The following is a 21,033-nucleotide window of genomic DNA, read 5'->3' as shown; positions in this document are numbered from 1 at the left end:
AGGCTTGGCTGGAGGACATTTCCGTCCGGGGCTTGCGAGATATTGCCCTGACGGGCTCGGATGTATTGCAAGCCACAGAACGGATGGCAGGGCCATGGCTACGCCAATGCTTGGAGCAGGTATGGCTCTCCGTAGCATTAGGGGAACTTGCTAATGAGCGCGAGGCTCTGCTTGACTACGTAAGGAAAGCGTGGAATGAACAATGAGTGACCAATTACTAGCATGGTTCAATGAGCATCCAGGAGAGTTTATATCCGGTGAAGAGATTAGCCGGAGACTTGATATATCACGTACCGCCGTGTGGAAGCAAATCAATCGTCTTCGTTCGAAGGGCTACGAATTCGAAGCTGTGCCGAAGCTGGGCTATCGACTCGTTCAAATGCCAACGCAGCTGGATGAATTGTCGCTGCTTGCGAAACTGAAGACGAGCAAGCTGGGTCAACAGCTTCGTATCATTGCCCGTACGGAATCGACGCAGAACGAAGCGGCTGTGTGGGCACTGGAAGGAGCGGCAGATGGTGCGGTCATTATCGCAGAGGAGCAGACAGGGGGGCGAGGTAGACAGGGAAAAAGCTTTCACTCTCCCGCAGGCAAGGGAATATGGATGAGCCTGATACTCCGCCCACAAATTCCGCTTCAATTCACGCCGCAGTTGACACTGCTATCCGCAGTTGCGTTATGCCGCGCAATGAGGCGTATGACTGAAGTGGATTTAGGAATAAAGTGGCCCAATGATATTTTGTATGAAGATAAAAAAGTATGCGGAATACTGACAGAATCTTCAGCTGAGGATGAGCGACTTGTTCATGTTATTGCGGGTGTTGGCATCAGTGTAAATTTGGAAGAGCATGACTATCCAGAGGAATTGAGGTCTAAAGTGACATCGCTCAAAATTGCTTCGGGTAAGGAAATTGATCGTGCCTCACTGCTTGCAGAGTGTTTATTTGAATTAGAGCAGCTATACAAGCTGTATGTTGAGCAAGGATTTGCACCGATCCGTACGCTATGGGAAGCGCAAAGCGTAACCATTGGACGCAGTCTGTCGGTGACGACCCCGAACGGAATCGTATCTGGGGTTGCACAGGGACTTGATGATTCCGGAGCGCTTATCGTGCTGGGCGAGGATGGTTGTTACCGGAAAATTTTTTCCGGGGATGTACACTTTACGTGATGTAAGTAGGAATAAACTCTGGTATAATAAGTGTCGGCTTGGCGGTATCCTCGAGGAACCGCACCGGCCACACACAGCAAGGAAGATTGAAGAGAAATGCATATTCCTTGACGAACGTGTAGCACGTTTCTGCTCTGAGCCGAAGGGACCGAGACAGAAGGACGTCCGCTTGCGACCTCTTTTTTCTTATGGACCCTTTTAGTGGAAATGCTAAAAGGTTTTTTGTTTTGCACACACTAAGAAAAATGCGCACAGCAACACTATCAGGTAAGAAAAACGATGGAAGATTGTGTTGAAAATGCGCCAAAGAGACGTTGAAGGAGATGAAGAACGAATGAACAAACCGAAGCAGCCGCTAAGTATTGTTAAAATGAAAACGATGAAGAAACAAAACGATCCCATTGCCATGGTGACAGCCTATGATTATCCTACTGCCCGATTGGCAGAGGAAGCGGGCGTCGATATTATCCTCGTCGGTGATTCCTTGGGCAATGTCGTGCTAGGCTATGATTCTACATTGCCTGTTACGATCGATGATATGGTATACCACTCCCGGGCAGTGCGCCGGGGAGCGCCGAACACGTTCATTGTGACAGATATGCCATTCATGACTTACCACAGCACGGTGGCTGAGACGCTGAATGGAGTTCGCCGCATTATGCAAGAAGGCCACGCAACGGCTGTTAAAATGGAAGGCGGGGCGGAGATTGCACCTATGGTCAAGGCTTGTGTGCAGGCAGGTGTGCCGGTACTCGGACATATCGGGTTGACCCCGCAATCGGTACATCAAATTGGAGGATATCGAATCCAAGGCAAGACGATGGAAGATGCACAGCGATTGCTTGAAGATGCCCTAGCACTGCAGGAAGCAGGAGCCTTCGGTGTGGTACTAGAACTTGTGACGGATGAGGTAGCTGCTTATATCTCAGAACGGCTAGAGATTCCGACAATCGGAATCGGAGCCGGTGTCAAATGTGATGGGCAGGTGCTCGTATTCCATGATATCGTACGATATGATGCAGACTATCGTCCTAAGCGGTTCGTAAAAACATATGCGGATGTAGGAACGACCATTCGTGAAGCGTTTGCTTCTTATGTAGAAGAAGTGAAGCAGCGCACATTCCCAGCCCAGGAGCATGTATTCGCTGCAGATGAGGAATTAGCAGGACAATTATACGGAAGTGGGAAGGTGCAGACACCATGATTACCGTACATTCCATACAAGAGCTGAGAGACGCGCTGCGTCGCATGAAGCTTGAACATAGACGTCCGGACGGAGACCCAACCGTTGGCTTCGTTCCGACGATGGGGTATTTGCATGATGGGCATGCGAGCTTGTTAAGCAAGGCTCGCAGTCAATGCGATATTGTAGTCCTAAGTATATTCGTCAATCCGATTCAGTTCGGGCCGAACGAAGATTATGAGAAGTATCCTCGTGACGAAGAGCGGGATCAGGCAGTAGCGAAGAAACATGGTGCGGATATCGTATTCATGCCAACACCAGACATGATGTATCCTACACCTACCAAAACCAAAGTTCATGTGGATGACATTACAAGTCCGCTGTGCGGTGCTACGCGTCCGGTTCACTTTGACGGTGTGACAACCGTGGTTGCGAAGCTGTTCCACCTCGTGCAGCCAGATCAAGCCTTCTTCGGTATGAAGGATGCACAGCAGGTTGCTGTCATTCAGCGCATGGTGGAGGACTTGAATTTCCCAGTTGAGATTGTTCCATGTCCGATTGTACGCGAAGCAGATGGTCTGGCAATGAGCTCACGCAATGTGTATTTGTCTGAGGAAGAACGGGCACAAGCGCTCGTTCTATCCCGCTCACTGCGTCAAGTTGACGTCTGGCTTGAAGAGAATCCGCAGCTGACAGCCCCAATGCTTCAGCAGAAGATGAAGGACATGATAGCACAGCAGCCGCTGGCAGACATCGACTATGTTGAAGTATTGAGCTTCCCAGACTTGGAGCCACTGGCGCCTGAGATGTCGCTAGATCAGCGAAGCACCAATATTTTGATTGCACTTGCAGTCAAATTCGGTCGTACAAGATTAATTGATAATCGTATGTTAACTCATGGAGAGTAGGGTGAACTAGATGATGCGCGAAATGATGAAATCCAAAATTCACCGTGCTACGGTGACAGAAGCAAATCTGAACTATGTTGGGAGTATTACGATCGATGAGCATTTAATGGAGCTGGCTGATATTTGGGCGAATGAAAAAGTTCAGATCGTAAACAATTATAATGGAGCTCGCTTAGAAACTTACGTGATTCCAGGGCCTAAGCATTCAGGAGTGATTTGCTTGAATGGTGCGGCAGCTCGATTGGTACAACCAGGGGACAATGTCATTATTATTTCTTACGCATCCATGACGAATGAAGAGGCGCGTCAATACAAGCCGAATATTGTATTTGTTGATGGAGATAACAAGCCAGTTGAAGTAATGAATCTAACAGAAGAGCATTCAACCATTCGTTAATGCATTTCGATTAGGGGCATGATTTATGGACGAATTACTTGCTTGCGCTACCATACAGGACGTATTGCTGCTCTGCTTCACTGACAACGGAAGCCAGCGCACGGGAATCGTTGGAGCACCGAATGAAACTTAGCTGTGAGACACACAATGAACGTGAGCCGATAAGACAACGATACGCAACACTTGTGAAGGTGGGATGGAATCGTGCTGCAACATGTATTCGAGACCATGAATGAACTGTTGGATGAAGTGATTGCTCAATACCCGCATGCGAAGGGAAAGCAAAAACAGGAACTCGATCATCAAGTGTCGCTACTTCGCTCCATGAGTGACCATATTGTGGAGGAGTGGCTGCGCTTCGAAGAGCGTCTGTCATTGTTAAGGCCCAAAGTAGGTAAGGGAAGCTCAGTACTCGTACAGCCATGCCCAGTGAAGGAGAGCAAAATAGCCATTCCGGACTATGGGGATCCCTATCAACGGGGTCAGGGGTATTATTTGCTCATGATGTATAAGGAAGCAGTTTTGTTTTTGGAACAGGCGGCTAAGAATCAGCCGGAGAATATCGAGGTGCGCGCATATTTGGCGATGTCGCACTTGCATTTAGGGAATTGTCAGGAAGCAGGACATCATTTTCAACTTATCATACCATTGACTGACAACAACAGCATGAAGGCGATTGCCTGCAATGCGCTTGGCTGCATTCATGCGAAGCAGCATCAGTTTGCACAGGCAGAAGCATGCTTCCTGAAAGCGCATGAATGGGATCCGGCTCTGCCGGAACCGATTATGAATTTGAAGGTATGCCAGTCCAAAAATGGCCATTTTGAACTCGGCGGCGAGCACATGATGCATATCCAATAACATGCATGTAATATCAATGATTCATGACATCTGAGGGGAACGTCTGTGTGGAAAAAATACGCACAGATGTTTCCCTCTAGTCATTTCCAAACGCCCAAACATCTGTTATGCTAAGAACAGAAATTGTGAGAGGAAAGCTATTGAGATGAGATTTGCTGTTTTGGATTTTGAGACGACCGGCAGTCAGCCGAACGATGAAATAATTCAAATTGGTCTGGTTATTCTTGGCCATGATTTGAAGATAGAACACGAATATCATACGCTTGTGCGGCCAACTGTTCCCATACCGGAATTTATATCGCAGCTCACTGGCATTACCGAGGAAGATGTGAAGGATGCTCCGGATATTGATGATGCCATGACGGGGCTTGTTCCTTTGTTAGGGGATGTCGTACTGGTCGGCCATAATGTGGCCTTCGATTATCAATTCCTATGCAGGGCGTTGGAACAGACAGGATATTTGCCGTTCACGGGTCGTATATTAGATACAATTGAGCTGCTTCGCATCCTCTTTCCATCGCTGCCTTCCTTCCAGCTTGGCTCTGTATCACATGAGATGGGAATTGTTCATGATCGGCCACACCAAGCAGATAGTGATGCGAGGGCGACAGCAGATATATTTATTCGCTGCTTAGAAGCGATTGACCAGCTTCCGTTGTTGACGCTACAGCGCGTCGTTGATGTCTTTGGCGATCAAGAGGAGCGGGACTTGAAGTGGTTGCTCGCAGAGAAGCTTCAGGAGCGCGAGGTGTCTGATTGGACAGAAGAAGAAGGGTATTATCCGTTCCGCCAATTGACGTTGAAGCAAGCGGATTGGACAGAGACGGAGGCGCCGCGTGATTCTTCAGCAGAGAACCCGCTTAAGGGGGTTACCTTCGCCCAGTTCCTGGATCAGGTCAAGACGAATCTGGCAAGCCAATTGGACAATTATGAGCCGCGCGAATCGCAGGAGCAGATGTTCAATGAAGTGATGGAGTGCTTCGAACAAGAGCATCACCTGCTAATCGAAGCGGGAACTGGTACCGGCAAGTCGCTTGGGTACTTGCTGCCATCCATATATCAGAGTGTTTCTCAAGAGAGCAAAGTGATTGTTAGCACACACACAATCAATCTGCAAGAACAGCTGAGACAGCGTGATTTGCCGCTCTTGGAGAAGATTGTGCCGGTTCCATTTAAGGCATCCGTATTAAAAGGCCGCAGTCACTATTTGTGTTTGAGAAAATTTGAACATAAAATAAGTAATAGAGAGTATGTACATGCACGCGATGATAGTTTGACAGCTGCTCAAATGCTGGTGTGGCTCAGTCAGACGGAGCATGGAGATGACGAAGAACTGCATTTCGTTCATAAGGGTGCAGACTTCTGGGATACCGTTGCCAGTGATAGTGATTCCTGTCTGAATCGCGCATGTCCTTGGTTCCGTCGGTGCTTCTACCACCGGGCGAAGAATGATGCGAATTTATCGGACATTATTATAACGAATCACTCCCTATTGTTTACGGACGTGATTGCGGAGCATCGTTTGCTCCCCGCATACGAGCAGCTTGTCGTAGACGAAGCACATCACTTCGAAGAAACGGCAGGCAAACATTTAGGCATTCACTTGCAATATTTTTCACTCATTCATCCGCTGACCCAATTGTTCAAAGACAGCAAAAATGGTGCGCTTGTATTGTTGCAGCAGCGTCTTCGCTTGTCAGGCAATGAAAAAGCGCTCGTATGGGCTGAAGGGATCGAGAAGCTGTTAACACAGCTTGTTGATGTTAAGGATCAATGGGATCGGCTGCATGAGCTGCTCTATCAAATGCTTCCTTCCATGAATGAAGCGGGGCAGGCGGAAGGCGGGCAAGCTGTTCTCCGGCTGCCATCTGGCAATCGTCCTGATGGATGGAGCTCCGTATCGGAGCTCGAAGGCGATATTCACACGCGTTTAAGTGATATTGTTCGTTCGGGGGAGAAGCTCGTCAATGAATGGAAGGATTATGATGATGATGAAGTGCAGGGCGTTACGGCTGATGTGACAGGTTTATTCAAGGACATAGGGCAGCTTCGCGATGAATTCCGTGAATTTATGCAAGGCAAGGATGCGGATACCGTGTACTGGATGGAGGGCAATCTCCAATACAAGCATAAATCAATGCAAATGTATGCGGTCCCTGTCGATGTAAGCGAAGCGCTGAAGCGATACTTCTTCGAGCCGAAGAAGAGCGTAATCTTAACTTCTGCTACATTGTCCGTTGATAAATCATTCCAATTCGTAGCTGAACAGCTTGGCTTGAAGGATGCGCAGCGGGATGGTCGTCTAAATACGGTCATACTCCCGTCGCCGTTCAACTACCGGGAGCAAGCACTTGTTGTCATCCCGCGTGACTTCCCTAGTGTGAAGGGAGCATCAGATGCCAAGTTTAACTCGACGCTGATGCAGTCCTTGGCTGATGTAGCCAAGGTAACAGAAGGACGTATGCTTGTCTTATTCACGTCATACCGCATGCTGCGGGATGTGTATGAACCGCTGAAGGAGGCGCTTAGCCTGCATGGCATTCAAGTGCTTGGACAAGGGATTGACAGCGGCAACCGAAGCAAGCTGACACGCCGATTCCGAGATCAGCCGAATTCAGTCCTGCTAGGAACGAGCAGCTTCTGGGAAGGCGTTGATATTCCAGGAGATGCGTTGACATGTCTTGCGATTGTACGACTGCCATTCCAGCCACCGAATCATCCACTCGTGGAAGCGAAGTGCGATCGGCTGAAGCGGATGAATCAGAATCCATTCCGCAAATATTCCGTACCACAGGCTGTAATTCGCTTCAAGCAAGGATTCGGCCGCCTTGTGCGTACGACGCAGGATAAGGGAATTGTCATCATTTATGACACTCGTGTAATAGAGACAAGCTACGGCAAACATTTTCTTTACTCGCTGCCTGGCCCAAAAATGGAGCATATGGCAACAGAACAACTTGTACCACGTATTGATACGTGGCTAGACCATAATCAAAGAGGCATTGGAGAGCGATGAGAGGGGCTTGTTCAGAATGAAAGCACTAAAGATATCAGAAGCTGTCGTTCGGCGATTACCCGTGTATTTACGTCATCTATTGGAATTAAAGCAGCGAGAAGTACTCACAGTTTCTTCTCAAGATTTGGGACAGAAGCTGAACTTGAATCCTGCGCAAATTCGGAAGGATCTAGCGTATTTCGGCGACTTTGGCCGCAAGGGCATTGGGTATGATGTATCGTATTTGATTCAACAAATCAGACATATTTTGAAACTGGATCAAGTTATCCATGTTGGATTGGTCGGTGCAGGTAAATTAGGTCACGCACTCTGTAATTACACCGTATACTTGAAAGATAATATGAAGATTGTTGCAGTGTTCGATGCACAGGAATCCAAAATCAATACCGAGATAAATAACCTGAAAGTTCAGCCTATGTCTGACTTAATTACGACGGTACGCGAGAAGCAAATCCGCATCGGGATTATCACGGTTCCTGCTACAGAGGCTCAGTATGTAGCTGATCAATTTGTAGAGGCGGGAGTAGAAGCGATCTTGAACTTTGCGCCTGTCATTTTGAGGGTTCCTTCGAATATCCGTGTGCATACTGCCGATTTTACAACGGATTTGTTCAGTTTGGCCTATTATTTATCTGATAATGGAAAGGAAGTACCCGCCGAATGACACACCGAATCATTATTAAAAATGGCATGTTCGCCGATTTATCTTCAAGTGCGAAGAAGTCCTCCATTCATGGTTTCATGGTTGTAGAGAACGATCGCATTGTTCATATTGGATCGGAGCTGCCGGAGCAATATGCAGCAGTTGATGCTGAAATCATCGACGGCAAAGGTCTATTTTTCATTCCCGGCCTTGTTAATACACATGGGCATGCTGCAATGTCGCTGCTACGAGGGTATGGTGATGACTTGGCGCTTCAGACATGGCTGCAGGAGAAAATGTGGCCAATGGAAGGCAAGTTCACGGCTAATGATGTCTATTGGGGAACAGCTCTGTCTGTGATCGAAATGCTGAAGGGCGGTACAACAACCTTCGTAGATATGTATGACTACATGGACGAAGTAGCGAAGGTATGTGAGCAATCCGGTATCCGTGCATCGCTTATGCGCGGTGCGATTGGCTTATGCCCAGAGGATGTACAGCGCGAGAAGCTGAACGAGGCGATTCAATTCGCGAAGGATTGGAACGGAAAGGCAGACGGCCGCATTCGCACGATTATGGCGCCGCATGCTCCGTATACTTGTCCTCCGGCCTTTATTGAGAGCTTCGTACAGGCTGCTCATGATCTGGATTTGCCATTACACACACATATGTCAGAGACAAAGGCAGAAGTTGAACAGAACGTGAAGGATTATGGACTGCGTCCGGTTGCGCATTTGGAGAAGCTCGGATTCTTCTCGCGTCCTTCCTTCGTTGCGCATGCTGTCCATTTGACGGACGAAGAGATTGAGACGCTTGCGAAATATCAAGTTGCGGTGTCCCACAATCCAGGAAGCAACCTGAAGCTTGCGAGCGGTGTCGCTCGTGTTCCTGAGATGCTGCGTGCGGGTGTTGTTGTATCCTTGGGTACAGACGGTGCAGCAAGCAACAACAATCTGGATATGTTCGAAGAAATTCGCCTAGCGGCCTTGATTCATAAAGGGGTGTCCGGCGATCCAACTGCGGTTCCTGCTGCAGAGGCACTGCGCATGGGAACGATCTATGGTGCGCAGACCATTCGCCTTGACGATATTGGGGCGCTTGAAGTAGGCATGAAGGCTGACTTCGTTGCGGTAGATATTGATCAGCCTCATTTCCTACCACATACCGACTTGGTATCTCACATGGTATATTCAGCGTCTGCGAAAGATGTCAAGCATGTATGGGTTGACGGCAAGCAGGTCGTGAAGAATGGGGAATGCTTGACGATGGATGAAGAACGAATCCTTCGCGAGGCGCAGCAATGCTTTGATGGCTTGCTGGCAAGATAGGCAGGAGGAGAATTCATGCAGAGAAGACGCGTACGCCGGAGATCGCATAGGAAATGGTTGATTCCGGTACTCGTTCTCTTATTTCTAGTCGGATTGTTCTTCGCCTCTTATCAGTATGTGCAATACATCAATAAGGACGAACGGGTCAAGGAAACGGAAATAATAAAGCGGGCGAATGAAGCAGTGAAGCTCGTAAATGTGACAGAAGTGGAGAAGGGTGTATGGGATCAAGTCGTATATATGGTGCGGGGAACTGACGAACATGGTCAGGAGCAGACCGTGTGGGTACTACCTGATAAGGTAACACCTATGGCTGAATCAACCTCTAAAGAGACGATTCAAGCCCAGATAGAAGCCCAATATCCGGATGCGGATGTAATTCGCATTACGCCAGCATATAAGGATGATCAATACGTATGGCAAGCTTTGGTCAAACGCAAAGATGAACAAGGGGTTGTCCATTACTTCTATCATTTCTATTCATTTGCGAATGGTTCCTCAATAGGGGATGTTTATACGCTGCCTAATAAATAACATATTCAATGTTAGCTAATAACGAGTAATAGGCAATTTTGCAGCGCTGCTGCTTTGCATAAGACGTACATATTGTACGCTATGCGAAGCAGCAGCGCTTTTTGTGTTGGAGTAACTCCATTTCGATGGCAATCATGGTACACATTACATCCATAGTTGAAGTGACATATGTGATATACTCTTGATATATCAGAAAGAGTTTACTAGGGGTATTGATATATATATTTGCAACAGGAGGTTTCAGCATGGCGAAAAAGATACGAATCATGCCTACTTTGCTCATTATGGTCACGACAGCTGTTGCACTATTTGGAGGTTGGACACTGTATGAACGTAATTTCGTGAAGCAGCCTGTGGAACGAATATTGAAGCAGCATGCTGAAATTACGCAGTATGATGTTCAATGGTATCCCGATGCGCTGCAAGTGAAGCTGAAGAGCAAGGATGGCACTAATATTAGCAGCCTAATTGAACGAGTATCAGACGAGCTACAACAGAATTCGAACGGGAAAAAGTAAAATTGGAATACTTGAATGATGAGAGCACGCCGCTCATAGATAAGTTATGGTCACGTGCAATGTTCGACATTGCAGATGCAATGGTACATCAGAAATACAGCGATATTCCTGTTAGGTTGAAGGAACTGCAGCAGCAAAATTCAGGTATTCAGATTCACACGGAAATGGATTCACGATATGTGTATATTCAACTCAAGGATGAGAAAGGAAGCAAAACCGTATTGCTTCCTTTGCAAGCATCGCCTGTGGGGGTATGGCCTAATGAAAAAGCAACGGCAATCCGTTCGTAGTTGGGAATTGGCATTAGGGATTGTGATCCCAGCGATATTATTTGTCAGTTATCTTGGAGTTAATATATGGCCGGTCATCGCAGCAGTTGCCGCGATTACTGCTCTTCTGCTCTTTGTAAATCGCAGAGGACAAGCTGGCTTGGCGCGTTCGTCAGGGCGTGCGAAGCAAGGCAATAATCAGATTAGTGAAATGAGCTTCGATCGTATTGGCGGGCAGGATAGAGCCAAGAATGAATTGATTGAAGCTCTTGATTTTCTGGTTCGACCAGATGACATTCGTAAATTCGGGATTCGTCCTATGAAAGGGATATTGTTAACTGGCCCACCAGGGACGGGGAAAACGTTAATGGCGAAAGCATCTGCCCATTATGCTGATGCGATATTTATTGGTGTGTCAGGCAGTGAGTTTGTTGAAATGTATGTGGGTGTCGGAGCGGGTCGTGTACGAGAGCTGTTCAAGGAAGCAAGACAGCGTGCAGAGAAAGAGAAAAAACAAAATGCAGTTATCTTCATTGATGAAATTGATGTGATCGGCGGCAAGCGTGAAGGTGGGCAACAAAAAGAGTATGATCAGACGCTCAACCAGCTGTTGACGGAGATGGACGGATTGTATGCAGATGAGTCGCCGCGCATTCTAGTAATGGCAGCCACGAACCGTAAAGAGATGCTGGACAGTGCATTGCTGCGCCCAGGCCGTTTTGATCGTCATATCCAAGTAGATATGCCGGATAAGAAGGGACGCAAGCATATTTTGGAGCTGCATGCTGCAAATAAGCCACTGGCGAAAGAAGTAAGTCTGGATCAAATTGCAGAAGAAACGTTTGGCTTCTCAGGCGCTCAATTAGAGAGCGTCTTGAATGAGGCGGCTATTTATGCAATGCGTCAGGAGCAAGAGGCGATTACGATGGAGCATCTCTCGCTTGCGATTGATAAGGCGTTAATGGGAGAGAAGAGTGATCGAGAGACGAATGAGGAAGAACGACGCCGGGTGGCGATTCATGAACTTGGACATGCGATAGCCGCAGAGCTTGTCCGGCCGGGAAGCGTATCTCAAGTTGCGTTAAGCCCTCGCGGTCAAGCATTAGGCTATGTCCGACATCAACCACAGGGAGATCGCTACCTGTATACAAAGCCATTTCTTGAGGACCAAATCATCATTGCGCTGGGCGGATCGGTAGCAGAGGAGTTGTTCTACGGCAACCGTAGTACGGGTTCTCAGGGGGACTTCGATCAAGCACTCAACATTGTAGAGACGATGGTGAATGCAGGATTGACGGATCTCGGCATTGTACGTTTGAAACATCTCTCACCAGATGTCTTGACAAAAGAAACGCAGACGATTATGGTAGATTTGACCTATCGAACGCGTGAATTGTTGGAACAGCACCAAGATGCTTTTGAGCGATGTTTGCAGCGTCTGTTGGAAGAGGAATTGGTGAACGGAGATACGTTCCGGTGTCTGTTATGTGACAAGAAACAATTACCAGCGTGATTTCACGCTGGTTTTTCTTTTTTGCTCTCATATTCATGATAAGATAAGGTGAGGTACCTATGCACTGATAACGAAACCATCATCTCGGGTACACTATGCAGAGCATAGCAACAGGAAAGGTGGAAGAAACCATGTTTTTCAAAAAGATCGGCGTCATCGGCGGCGGTACAATGGGCCAAGGCATTGCTGAAATGCTTGCTGTCAAAGGCTTGGACGTGCTGTTGGTGGAGCAATCGCCGGAGAAGCTGGACCACGCGTATGAAATGATTGAAACGAGCCTGGACAAGCAGCTTGAAAAATGGGCAATCACACAGGCCGAGAAAAAATTAATTCTTTCGCGCATACATAAAGTGACGCATCTGGCGGAACTGAGTGCATGCGATATGGTAATTGAAACAATATCTGAAGATCTGGAAGCGAAGAAATTGGTCTTCGCTGAATTGGATCGCGTATGCCCAAGCAGCATTATCTTGGCGAGCAACACATCTACACTGTCCTTGACAGAAATGGCAAGCTCAACGAAGTATCCTGAGCGTGTTATTGGCATGCACTTTATTCATCCGGTATCCAAAGTCGATCTCGTGGAAATTATCCGCGGGTTGAAAACTTCTGACACTACATTCAATGAAACTAAACGTTTTGTTGAAGAAGTTGTGCAAAAGAAAGGCATCATGGTTTATGAGTCGCCAGGCTTTGTGACTTCACGCATGATCTGCCTCCTCATCAATGAGGCATTGCATGAATTGCAAGAAGGCGTCGCTTCTGCAGAAGATATCGACAGCGCGATGAGAATCGGATATAATTTCCAATACGGGCCGCTTGAAATGGCTGACCGTTTCGGCTTGGATTCCATACTTGCAGCGTTGGAGCGCATGTTCCGCGAGTTCGGCGATATTAAATATCGTCCGTCCGTATTGTTGAAAAAAATGGTGCGCGCAGGCCACCTCGGCGTGAAGTCGGGCGTCGGATTTTTCAAGTATGATAAGGATGGGGATAGACTATGAAAATACTCGTAATCAATGCAGGCAGCTCCTCACTTAAATATCAGCTGTATGATATGAAGGACGAATCGGTACTGGCAGCAGGCCGTGTAGAACGTATCGGAATGGATTCCTCCATTCTCATTCACGAACCGCATCACACGGATGAAATTACAGAAGTAAGTGAAATTCTTGACCATACGATTGCGATTCGTAAAGTATTGGACAAGCTGACAGATGCTAAGGTTGGCGTAGTTAAGACGATTAACGAGATTGAAGCTGTTGGACACCGTGTCGTGCACGGCGGTGAATCGTTCAGCAATTCCGTATTGGTTGACTCCGAAGTCAAAACGGAAATCCGTCGTCTGTTCGATCTGGCTCCGCTGCATAACCCTGCTCACATGATGGGTATTAAGGCAGTAGAAACGAACTTGCCGGACGTACCGCAAGCAGTTGTGTTCGATACTGCTTTCCATCAAACGATGCCTAAGAAGGCATACATGTACGCGATTCCGAAGGTGCTCTATAAGAAGCACAAAGTTCGTCGCTACGGCTTCCACGGGACTTCCCACAACTATGTAAGCCAACGTGCGGCTGAAGTTGTTGGACGCCCGCTCGAAGACTTAAAGATCATTACTTGCCATATCGGTAATGGCGGTAGCTTGACAGCGGTTGAAGGCGGCAAATCGATCGACACTTCGATGGGTATGACTCCGCTTGAAGGATTGATGATGGGTACGCGCAGTGGTGACTTGGATCCAGCTGTCGTACCATTCACTATGATGAAGGAAGACTTAACGGTCAACGAAGTCAACTCCATGTTGAACAAGCACAGCGGCTTGCTTGCAATCTCTGGCTTGTCCAGCGACATGCGTGAAATTACGGATGCAATGGCTGAGGGCGAACCAAATGCTACATTGGCATTCGAAATGTATGTATATCGCCTGCGCAAGTACATCGGTTCATATGCTGCAGCGATGGACGGTGTAGATGTGATCGTATTTACGGCAGGTGTGGGTGAGAACTCCATCGTAATCCGTGAAGCAACATGCGAGAAGCTGACGTTCTTGGGCGTTGAAATTGATCCGGAGCTGAATAAGATTCGTTCGAAAGAACCGCGTCTCATTTCGACTCCGAATTCCAAGGTCAAAGTTCTTGTCGTTCCTACGAACGAGGAGCTTATGATTGCACGGGATACTTATCGCCTTGTACAAGAATCGAAATAATGCGTAAGGGAGAGAGCGATCGATGACGACGACTTGTGTCATCCGCGAAGTTAGCCGCCATGTGGGCGAAGAAGTCCGCATGGGGTGCTGGCTGCACAACAAGCGTTCCAGCGGCAAGATTCAATTCCTGCAGCTGCGTGACGGTACTGGATTTATCCAGGGTGTTGTAGTGAAAAGTGAAGTGCAGGAAGAAGTCTGGGAAGCGGCGAAGAGCTTAACACAAGAGAGCTCCTTGTATGTAACCGGGACAGTTCGTGAAGAGCCACGTTCCAAGTCCGGTTTTGAAATGACTGTAACGAATGTGGAAATCATTCAGATTACAGAGAATTATCCAATTACGCCAAAGGAACACGGTGTTGATTTCTTGATGGATCACCGTCATTTGTGGCTCCGTGCACCGAAGCAGCATGCCATCTTGACGATCCGTGGAGAAATCATTCGTGCGGTACAGCAATTCTTCGATGAGAAGGGCTTCACACTGGTGGATCCTCCGATCCTGACGCCTTCTTCTTGTGAAGGGACGACAGAGCTGTTCCATACGAAATACTTCGAAGAAGATGCATTCTTGACACAGAGTGGTCAGCTGTACATGGAAGCTGCTGCAATGGCACTCGGTAAGGTATACTCGTTCGGACCGACGTTCCGTGCTGAGAAGTCGAAGACGCGCCGTCACCTGATCGAGTTCTGGATGATCGAGCCGGAAATGGCGTTCGTCGATCATGAACAGAACCTGAAGGTGCAGGAGCAATTCGTATCGCATATCGTACAATCTGTGCTGAAGAACTGCCGTCCGGAGCTGGAAACGCTTGGCCGTGACACTTCCAAGCTGGAGAAATGTGTAGCGCCATTCCCACGCATTACGTATGATGAAGCAATCAAATTCTTGCAAGAGCAAGGATACGATATTCCTTGGGGTGAGGACTTCGGTGCACCGCATGAAACGGCAATCGCTGAGAAGTATGAGACGCCTGTATTCATCACGCATTACCCAACGAACATCAAGGCCTTCTACATGAAACCAGATCCGAACCGTCCAGAAGTCGTTCTGTGTGCGGATATGATCGCTCCAGAAGGTTACGGAGAGATCATTGGTGGATCTCAGCGTATTGATGATCCTGCCTTAATGGAAGAACGCTTCAAGGAGCATGAACTGTCTCCAGAAGCGTACCAATGGTATATGGACTTGCGCAAATACGGTACTGTTCCACATTCCGGATTTGGTCTCGGGTTGGAACGTACAGTAGCTTGGATCTGTGGATTGGATCATGTTCGTGAGACAATTCCGTTCCCTCGCTTGTTGTATCGCTTGTACCCATAAGCACATTGCTTGGATTACACATTTTATGAAGATCGTCCCGTATCGCAACAGCGATGCGGGGCGTTTTTTTCACTAGTGAAAAAGCCCTATTTCTACTGTTTGTAAACGTTGCCAATTTAGTGCTTATCAAATAGCCGTTCGTATGAGACAATAGAGGGGTAGTGAAGCGGAGAGGGGATTTATTGTATGAGTGGAGACGCTTTTCGCACCTTTGCTAAAGGGATGGCGCTAGGCATGCAATCAGGCAGCACCAGTGTGCCGTACCATCTTCTGCGCTGTTATCGGCAGTTGAAGCTGAACGATACGGAGGCTATGCTGCTCATTCAGCTTATGGGCTTTAAGCAGCAGGAAATGAAGGACTTTCCGACGATTGATGAGCTGCAGGAACGAATGGGAACAGCTCCAGAACTTGTGATCAAATCACTTCAGCGCCTGTTGAAAGATGGATTTATTAGCATTGATGAGGAGATCGATGCGGCTACGGATATTCAATATGAGCGTTATAATCTGACTGGATTATGGGAGAAGATGGCTGTGCTCGTGACGGAAGAGATACGAGCGGAACGTCAGCGACTCAGACAATCATCTGCCTTAACGGATTCGGATCAGCCGAATCTGTTCAATATATTCGAGAAGGAATTCGGTCGTCCACTTTCACCAATGGAATGTGAGACGATAGCTGGGTGGATTGATCAGGATCACTATCCAGAGGAACTGATTTTATTAGCGTTGAAGGAAGCCGTCTTTGCAGGTAAGGTGCACTTTCGCTATGTGGATCGCATCTTGCTGGAATGGAGCCGCAACCGCGTTCGTTCGATTGAAGATGCGAAGGCTTATACACAGAAATTCCGTTCTAGTGGAAGATGAGGTATGAGTTCCTGTAAGTCTGCATGGGAAAATAATTCTGGGGTTGCTGCAGAGAGGCTGTAATGGTGTTTCGGCGGCAATCTCAGATCATAATCTTAATTTGGTTCTACGATCATGTATCTATGGACGAACACTGATAGCTTGATTTTGACCTTGATATGGAAATGTATAAAAATCTCCGCCTTTTACTTCTCATTTGATATAACCTCTACATATATTATTTTTACCTGGATCTTTACCTTTCTTGATTTTCCTTTATTTACTCGAAACGATATATTCAATCTGGAGCTCTCAAAATGCTTTTATGTGAGTTTTGTTTAGATCGCTATGGAGGAACAAAGCATGATTTATTTTCAAAATAGTGCAGAAGGATCTGAAGGACTTTGCAATCAGTTAATGTCCGTTTTTCGTGCTGTTGGTGAAGCGTTATATCATGCGAGCGAGGGCTCTCCTGCAGGAATCCTTTTACAAAAGGTTCAAACGAGAACCTCGGTGGATTTTGATGTTACTCCGTATTTTCGAAGCATTGCAATCGATTGCTTCGTTGATGTACATGCGTTGCAGCAATTACTGTCAAATCGACAGATTGATGTGAAACGCGCTGAAGAAGTACATGCAGAAGTACGTAATCAAGCGGTTAACTGTAAAAGGTATCCATCCGCCAGATGTCTGCAATCGAAAATAAAAATAGCGGATTGTTCATTGCCAATGCCTTTCCTTTCGCTAAGCATATCGTAGAATTATCTAATTTCATTATCTCTAACCTATCCGAGAAGCATCAGTGGATAGCAGCTCATCTTAGAATTGAAAAAGATTTATTGCTAATCTCTGATATTAAAATTATGGGCTTAGAACATTATGCGGAAAGTCAGCTTCACTGTATTTATGCTTGTATGGAGGCTAAGCAAAAGGTATCAGCTATGTATTTAGCATCCGGTTTATCGGATGAAGAGTATGCGGCGATAGAAAAAGAGATAGTGGAAAAAAACGGGAATATTATGATTTATAATAAAAAAATAGTGTTAGAAGGATGCCCGGATCTGAAGCAGAAATTTGACTCCTTATGTTTAGAGGAACAAGCGTTGGTCGATTGGCTCGTATGTATTCATGCTCCTTATTTTATTGGCCCACATTCCTCATCCTTTTCATATTTAGCGGGTTACATGCGTCATTATCGTGGTTATCATCCAGATGCGATGGAGTTATTTCCAACGTATCAACCCTATTGGGATATGTGGTTTCCTTGCGTATAGGTGTGGTCATTCCTGCACATGAATGATAAAGCCCTCTGTCTATTGTGACTGAGGGCCTTATCTGTTTTATGGAACAATAGCTAGAATTTATTGATGAAGTGCTTGTTTACGGTATACATATTCGAATAAAAATTCGAATGCCTCCAGATGACGTTTGGCCTCAAAGGCATTGGCACCCCAAGCATATATACCGTGCTTCCGCAGCAGAATACCCGGAATAAGGGGGTCAAGAGACGCTGTAACACAGGGTACGATACGGGGGATATCAGCGTAGTTAGGTACAACAGGGATGTGAATTTGTGCGTCTTCCTCCCAAATATTAAACGCTTTAATTAATTCCACGCCTTCGACGGGTACAGCACCACGATCCCCATATAAATCAGATACGATCGTGTTGAATACCGTATGTACGTGGAAGATGGCACCACATCCAGTGAGTCGATAAATTTCACAATGAATTAAGGTCTCGGCACTAGGCTTGAGATGAGTGGCTTCCGTTGCACGGCCATTCTCATCGACGAACAGGAAATCTTCGGGAGTATGGACCGATTTGTCTTTGCCGCTGGCTGTGATGGCAAATTGGAAGTGTTCTTCCTGTATGTCACCAACACGAACGGAGAGGTTACCGCTTGTTCCTGGGAACCAGTGGCGGCTGGCAAATTGCTCTTTGATTGTTCGCAGCTCGGCAAGTGCTCGCTGCTTCTGCTCTAAAGTGAGCGTATGCGTATTCATTCTATAGTTTGGCTCCCTTCACTTCATCCACTTCATCATCCGATCTACGGATGAGTTATCTGTGTATTGGAATGACTCAAATGTTCAATAATATCATAAAACGTCTGGAACGGCGCATATGGGAGCTGAAGCTCATCACATCGTTCGATTAATTGCGCTCTGGCAAACACGAAATCAGCTAACTTGGCTGCGGTAAAATCAGTGACGCTGTCGCCTATGACAATACGCTCATACTGATCCTTAGGGAAGCGGCGCACGATAGTTGTTTTGCACATCCCACAATCATTCGTACATGGCGGCTGACAATAATGCGGCCATGTAATCTGAATCTTATCACCACTAAAGTCACTGCCATTGCAATAGATGTGATCGGCAGGTATTTGAAAAGGCTTCAGCAGCGGATACACGAAGAAATCGATGCCGCCGCTTGTAATATATAGTTCGATCCCTTCTGCTTGGCAGAACTGAACGAATTGCTCGAAACCAGGGCGAATGCGTGCCTGTGTTACGGCGTATTGAATAACCTCTTCTTGCAAGGAAGAAGGGAGCAGGGCGAACATTTCTCCGACCCCTTGGCGAATCGACTTGCGTTCATGGATGACGTCCTGCACGATTTTGTCCCATCCAGGCGGCTTGAAATGTCTAATAATTGACACGATGTTATCATTTTCAGTTATCGTTCCGTCGAAATCACAAAAGACAACTCGAAGCTTCTTCTCGGCGCTCACTTCTTCACACCCCACAATCCAATTGCGGCAGCCAATGGTTTAGAGATTGCGGCTCTTGCTTCTAAGGTGTTACCCTTCAAGACGGCATCAATGGCATCGACAAATGCGTGTCCTCCTGCAGCTGTTCCCATTGGATGGCCGTGAATACCGCCTCCGGCATTGACGACAACATCGTTGCCGAAATCTTGCATAATAAACGGAACCAAGCCAGGATGTATACCCGCGGAAGGCACAGGGAAGCTTCTCTTATGTATCGCTTCAAATGAATCATTCACACTTGTCAGAGCGTGGCGGATCCCTTGCGTCTCTTCTTTCGGCATTGTTACCGAACCATATGGGGAAGGGAAGAGTACGAGATCAGCACCAGCTAATCGCATGAGTTTGCCAAGCAGAAGTGGGGCGGCAATTCCATGCTCCTTCGCTGGGTAGTAGGCACCGGCAAGTGCAGGATGAGCTGCGATTGGAACTGTAATATCTGGATCTTGGCTCAATCCATGCAGGACGTCGTACCCGTAGCTTAATACGTTGAAGAGCAAGGCATTTGCTCCAGCTTCGATTGCGCGGAGTGCATGATCACGAAGGGAGAACGTAGACCCTGTTAAGTTCACGGCATACAGCAATTTCTTGCCCGTCACTTGTTCGGCACGAGCGGCAGCCTCCATACATGCGCGGACACGCATGTCGATCGGTGTGAGGGGATTTTCAAATAAAATCTCGTCATCCTTGATCAAATCAACTCCGCCAAGTGCTTGCTGGTAGAACTGCTCCTTCAATGCTGCTAGATCATGACCGATGACAGACTTGAAAATGCTCATTAACAGTGGGCGGTCATGGACGCCCAGCAGTTCGCGAACTCCATAGATTCCATACTTAGGCCCTTTAAAAGAAGCTGTAAATGTATCGGAAAAATCAATATCGAGAAGTTTAATCCGACCATCCATGGACAGCTTGCCGAACGCCGTAACGAGTAGGGCAGGAATGTCAGGACTAAAGTTAATGTCCGGATAAGCAATTGCAATATCCGCGTAGCGTTCCCCAAGAACATCTGATGGATGTTCCTCAATCGAGATTACCTTGCCGAGATGCTTCGACATCTCGGCCTTTCTCGCCTCAGGGAGCTCGGTCCAGCTCCCGACCGTCAATCCAACGGCAATTCCTTCGGCTTTCTTATGAAAGTCTGCACGATCATCGAACAGCCGATAGGTGGCGACGCAGTGATCTTTCATTCAATTTCCCTCCCAATTTGGTGTTCCATTTCCTGAGATCGCTCTGCAGCGCGGTGCACAGCAGATACAATGGTTTTATTTACATGATGGGTGTTCATCACGTCTAAGGCAGCTTGGGTCGTGCCGCCAGGGGAGGTCACCTTACGGCGAAGCTCAGCGGGTTCCTCCTGTGTTAGCCGTACCATTTCAGCCGCACCTAGAACAGTCTGGACGGTTAAATCCCGCGCATCCTCTTTTGTAAGTCCGCCTTCTACAGCTGCTTGCATCATCGCTTCCATGACATAGTACAAATAAGCTGGGCCGCTACCAGACAAGCCTGTCACAATATTCATATGCTGCTCTTCAACTTCTACTGCGATGCC

The 21,033-nt window shown here is 47.3% G+C and carries 22 protein-coding genes and 1 pseudogene; 19 read left to right on the top strand and 4 right to left on the bottom strand.

The window, feature by feature from the left end; translation table 11 throughout:
• The 19 genes and pseudogenes from AZ66_RS14980 to AZ66_RS14900 form a co-directional block, all read left to right on the top strand.
• Positions 1-206, top strand: a pseudogene (locus AZ66_RS14980) (CCA tRNA nucleotidyltransferase); the annotation flags it as partial.
• Positions 203-1,171, top strand: coding sequence for a biotin--[acetyl-CoA-carboxylase] ligase (locus AZ66_RS14975; RefSeq protein WP_044355568.1), 969 nt, complete (start codon positions 203-205; stop codon positions 1,169-1,171). The pseudogene AZ66_RS14980 and the gene AZ66_RS14975, both read left to right, overlap by 4 nt.
• 334 nt (positions 1,172-1,505) lie before the next feature.
• Positions 1,506-2,375 carry a 3-methyl-2-oxobutanoate hydroxymethyltransferase gene (panB, locus tag AZ66_RS14970; protein WP_044355567.1) on the top strand — a complete coding sequence of 290 codons (870 nt, stop codon included), beginning with the start codon at positions 1,506-1,508 and terminating at the stop codon, positions 2,373-2,375.
• Positions 2,372-3,262 carry a pantoate--beta-alanine ligase gene (gene panC / locus AZ66_RS14965; protein WP_044355566.1) on the top strand — a complete coding sequence of 297 codons (891 nt, stop codon included), beginning with the start codon at positions 2,372-2,374 and terminating at the stop codon, positions 3,260-3,262. The genes panB and panC overlap by 4 nt, the downstream gene beginning before the upstream one ends.
• Before the next feature lie 10 nt (positions 3,263-3,272).
• On the top strand, positions 3,273-3,659 hold the full coding sequence (panD, locus tag AZ66_RS14960; protein WP_021254652.1) for an aspartate 1-decarboxylase: 387 nt from the start codon (positions 3,273-3,275) through the stop codon (positions 3,657-3,659).
• Between the two features lie 204 nt (positions 3,660-3,863).
• Entirely contained in the window at positions 3,864-4,520 is a 657-nt protein-coding gene (locus AZ66_RS14955; protein ID WP_044355565.1) for a tetratricopeptide repeat protein, read from the top strand.
• Between the two features lie 145 nt (positions 4,521-4,665).
• Entirely contained in the window at positions 4,666-7,536 is a 2,871-nt protein-coding gene (gene dinG, locus AZ66_RS14950) for an ATP-dependent DNA helicase DinG (protein WP_044355564.1), read from the top strand.
• Between the two features lie 16 nt (positions 7,537-7,552).
• Entirely contained in the window at positions 7,553-8,200 is a 648-nt protein-coding gene (locus tag AZ66_RS14945; RefSeq protein ID WP_021254649.1) for a redox-sensing transcriptional repressor Rex, read from the top strand.
• Positions 8,197-9,507, top strand: a complete 1,311-nt coding sequence (locus tag AZ66_RS14940) for an amidohydrolase (RefSeq protein ID WP_044355563.1) — start codon at positions 8,197-8,199, stop codon at positions 9,505-9,507. The genes AZ66_RS14945 and AZ66_RS14940 overlap by 4 nt, the downstream gene beginning before the upstream one ends.
• A 15-nt stretch (positions 9,508-9,522) precedes the next feature.
• Positions 9,523-10,041, top strand: coding sequence for a hypothetical protein (locus AZ66_RS14935; RefSeq protein WP_044355562.1), 519 nt, complete (start codon positions 9,523-9,525; stop codon positions 10,039-10,041).
• A gap of 245 nt (positions 10,042-10,286) precedes the next feature.
• Positions 10,287-10,559, top strand: coding sequence for a hypothetical protein (locus AZ66_RS32700; RefSeq protein ID WP_231586882.1), 273 nt, complete (start codon positions 10,287-10,289; stop codon positions 10,557-10,559).
• Between the two features lie 2 nt (positions 10,560-10,561).
• Positions 10,562-10,849 carry a hypothetical protein gene (locus AZ66_RS32695; protein WP_231586881.1) on the top strand — a complete coding sequence of 96 codons (288 nt, stop codon included), beginning with the start codon at positions 10,562-10,564 and terminating at the stop codon, positions 10,847-10,849.
• Positions 10,821-12,341, top strand: a complete 1,521-nt coding sequence (locus AZ66_RS14925; protein WP_021259166.1) for an AAA family ATPase — start codon at positions 10,821-10,823, stop codon at positions 12,339-12,341. The genes AZ66_RS32695 and AZ66_RS14925 overlap by 29 nt, the downstream gene beginning before the upstream one ends.
• A gap of 131 nt (positions 12,342-12,472) precedes the next feature.
• Positions 12,473-13,345 carry a 3-hydroxyacyl-CoA dehydrogenase family protein gene (locus AZ66_RS14920; RefSeq protein WP_021254644.1) on the top strand — a complete coding sequence of 291 codons (873 nt, stop codon included), beginning with the start codon at positions 12,473-12,475 and terminating at the stop codon, positions 13,343-13,345.
• Positions 13,342-14,547 carry an acetate kinase gene (locus tag AZ66_RS14915; RefSeq protein ID WP_021259165.1) on the top strand — a complete coding sequence of 402 codons (1,206 nt, stop codon included), beginning with the start codon at positions 13,342-13,344 and terminating at the stop codon, positions 14,545-14,547. The genes AZ66_RS14920 and AZ66_RS14915 overlap by 4 nt, the downstream gene beginning before the upstream one ends.
• Positions 14,548-14,569: 22 nt before the next feature.
• Complete coding sequence (asnS, locus tag AZ66_RS14910; RefSeq protein WP_044355560.1) at positions 14,570-15,865, top strand: asparagine--tRNA ligase; 1,296 nt, start codon at positions 14,570-14,572, stop codon at positions 15,863-15,865.
• A gap of 186 nt (positions 15,866-16,051) precedes the next feature.
• A complete protein-coding gene (locus tag AZ66_RS14905; protein WP_044355559.1) occupies positions 16,052-16,732 on the top strand; it encodes a DnaD domain-containing protein in 681 nt (226 codons plus the stop codon).
• A gap of 342 nt (positions 16,733-17,074) precedes the next feature.
• Positions 17,075-17,470 (top strand): hypothetical protein, encoded by a 396-nt coding sequence (locus tag AZ66_RS31895; protein WP_197081711.1) that lies wholly within the window; start codon positions 17,075-17,077, stop codon positions 17,468-17,470.
• The gene (locus AZ66_RS14900; RefSeq protein ID WP_044355558.1) at positions 17,398-17,985 is read left to right on the top strand and encodes an O-fucosyltransferase family protein; all 588 of its coding nucleotides are present in this window, start codon (positions 17,398-17,400) and stop codon (positions 17,983-17,985) included. Before AZ66_RS31895 ends, AZ66_RS14900 begins: the two co-directional genes overlap by 73 nt.
• 87 nt (positions 17,986-18,072) lie before the next feature.
• On the opposite strand, the gene mtnB is transcribed toward AZ66_RS14900, so the two are convergent.
• The 4 genes from mtnB to AZ66_RS14880 all read right to left on the bottom strand — a co-directional run.
• Positions 18,073-18,717 (bottom strand): methylthioribulose 1-phosphate dehydratase, encoded by a 645-nt coding sequence (mtnB, locus tag AZ66_RS14895; protein WP_021259161.1) that lies wholly within the window; start codon positions 18,715-18,717, stop codon positions 18,073-18,075.
• A 44-nt stretch (positions 18,718-18,761) separates the two neighbouring features.
• Positions 18,762-19,445, bottom strand: coding sequence for a 2-hydroxy-3-keto-5-methylthiopentenyl-1-phosphate phosphatase (locus AZ66_RS14890; RefSeq protein ID WP_044355557.1), 684 nt, complete (start codon positions 19,443-19,445; stop codon positions 18,762-18,764).
• Entirely contained in the window at positions 19,442-20,671 is a 1,230-nt protein-coding gene (locus AZ66_RS14885) for a 2,3-diketo-5-methylthiopentyl-1-phosphate enolase (RefSeq protein WP_044355556.1), read from the bottom strand. The genes AZ66_RS14890 and AZ66_RS14885 overlap by 4 nt, the downstream gene beginning before the upstream one ends.
• A partial coding sequence (locus tag AZ66_RS14880; protein WP_044355555.1) for a pyrroline-5-carboxylate reductase family protein occupies positions 20,668-21,033 on the bottom strand: 366 nt, incomplete at its 5' end. The genes AZ66_RS14880 and AZ66_RS14885, both read right to left, overlap by 4 nt.

This window comes from Paenibacillus sp. E194 (assembly GCF_000935845.1).
In the GTDB taxonomy this organism is placed as follows: Bacteria; Bacillota; Bacilli; order Paenibacillales; family Paenibacillaceae; genus Paenibacillus_B; species Paenibacillus_B alvei_B.
The sequence above is the reverse complement of the archived record's forward strand: the minus strand, read 5'-3'. Positions and strand labels throughout refer to the sequence as shown.

What these genes read in the sequence shown, in the direction of transcription:
- AZ66_RS14975 (WP_044355568.1), top strand. Translation starts at nt 203, where the DNA reads ATGAGTGACCAATTACTAGCATGGTTCAATGAGCATCCAGGAGAGTTT.
- panB (WP_044355567.1), top strand. Translation starts at nt 1,506, where the DNA reads ATGAACAAACCGAAGCAGCCGCTAAGTATTGTTAAAATGAAAACGATG.
- panC (WP_044355566.1), top strand. Translation starts at nt 2,372, where the DNA reads ATGATTACCGTACATTCCATACAAGAGCTGAGAGACGCGCTGCGTCGC.
- panD (WP_021254652.1), top strand. Translation starts at nt 3,273, where the DNA reads ATGATGCGCGAAATGATGAAATCCAAAATTCACCGTGCTACGGTGACA.
- dinG (WP_044355564.1), top strand. Translation starts at nt 4,666, where the DNA reads ATGAGATTTGCTGTTTTGGATTTTGAGACGACCGGCAGTCAGCCGAAC.
- AZ66_RS14945 (WP_021254649.1), top strand. Translation starts at nt 7,553, where the DNA reads ATGAAAGCACTAAAGATATCAGAAGCTGTCGTTCGGCGATTACCCGTG.
- AZ66_RS14940 (WP_044355563.1), top strand. Translation starts at nt 8,197, where the DNA reads ATGACACACCGAATCATTATTAAAAATGGCATGTTCGCCGATTTATCT.
- AZ66_RS14935 (WP_044355562.1), top strand. Translation starts at nt 9,523, where the DNA reads ATGCAGAGAAGACGCGTACGCCGGAGATCGCATAGGAAATGGTTGATT.
- AZ66_RS32700 (WP_231586882.1), top strand. Translation starts at nt 10,287, where the DNA reads ATGGCGAAAAAGATACGAATCATGCCTACTTTGCTCATTATGGTCACG.
- AZ66_RS14925 (WP_021259166.1), top strand. Translation starts at nt 10,821, where the DNA reads ATGAAAAAGCAACGGCAATCCGTTCGTAGTTGGGAATTGGCATTAGGG.
- AZ66_RS14920 (WP_021254644.1), top strand. Translation starts at nt 12,473, where the DNA reads ATGTTTTTCAAAAAGATCGGCGTCATCGGCGGCGGTACAATGGGCCAA.
- AZ66_RS14915 (WP_021259165.1), top strand. Translation starts at nt 13,342, where the DNA reads ATGAAAATACTCGTAATCAATGCAGGCAGCTCCTCACTTAAATATCAG.
- asnS (WP_044355560.1), top strand. Translation starts at nt 14,570, where the DNA reads ATGACGACGACTTGTGTCATCCGCGAAGTTAGCCGCCATGTGGGCGAA.
- AZ66_RS14905 (WP_044355559.1), top strand. Translation starts at nt 16,052, where the DNA reads ATGAGTGGAGACGCTTTTCGCACCTTTGCTAAAGGGATGGCGCTAGGC.
- AZ66_RS31895 (WP_197081711.1), top strand. Translation starts at nt 17,075, where the DNA reads ATGATTTATTTTCAAAATAGTGCAGAAGGATCTGAAGGACTTTGCAAT.
- AZ66_RS14900 (WP_044355558.1), top strand. Translation starts at nt 17,398, where the DNA reads ATGTCTGCAATCGAAAATAAAAATAGCGGATTGTTCATTGCCAATGCC.
- mtnB (WP_021259161.1), bottom strand. Translation starts at nt 18,717, where the DNA reads ATGAATACGCATACGCTCACTTTAGAGCAGAAGCAGCGAGCACTTGCC.
- AZ66_RS14885 (WP_044355556.1), bottom strand. Translation starts at nt 20,671, where the DNA reads ATGAAAGATCACTGCGTCGCCACCTATCGGCTGTTCGATGATCGTGCA.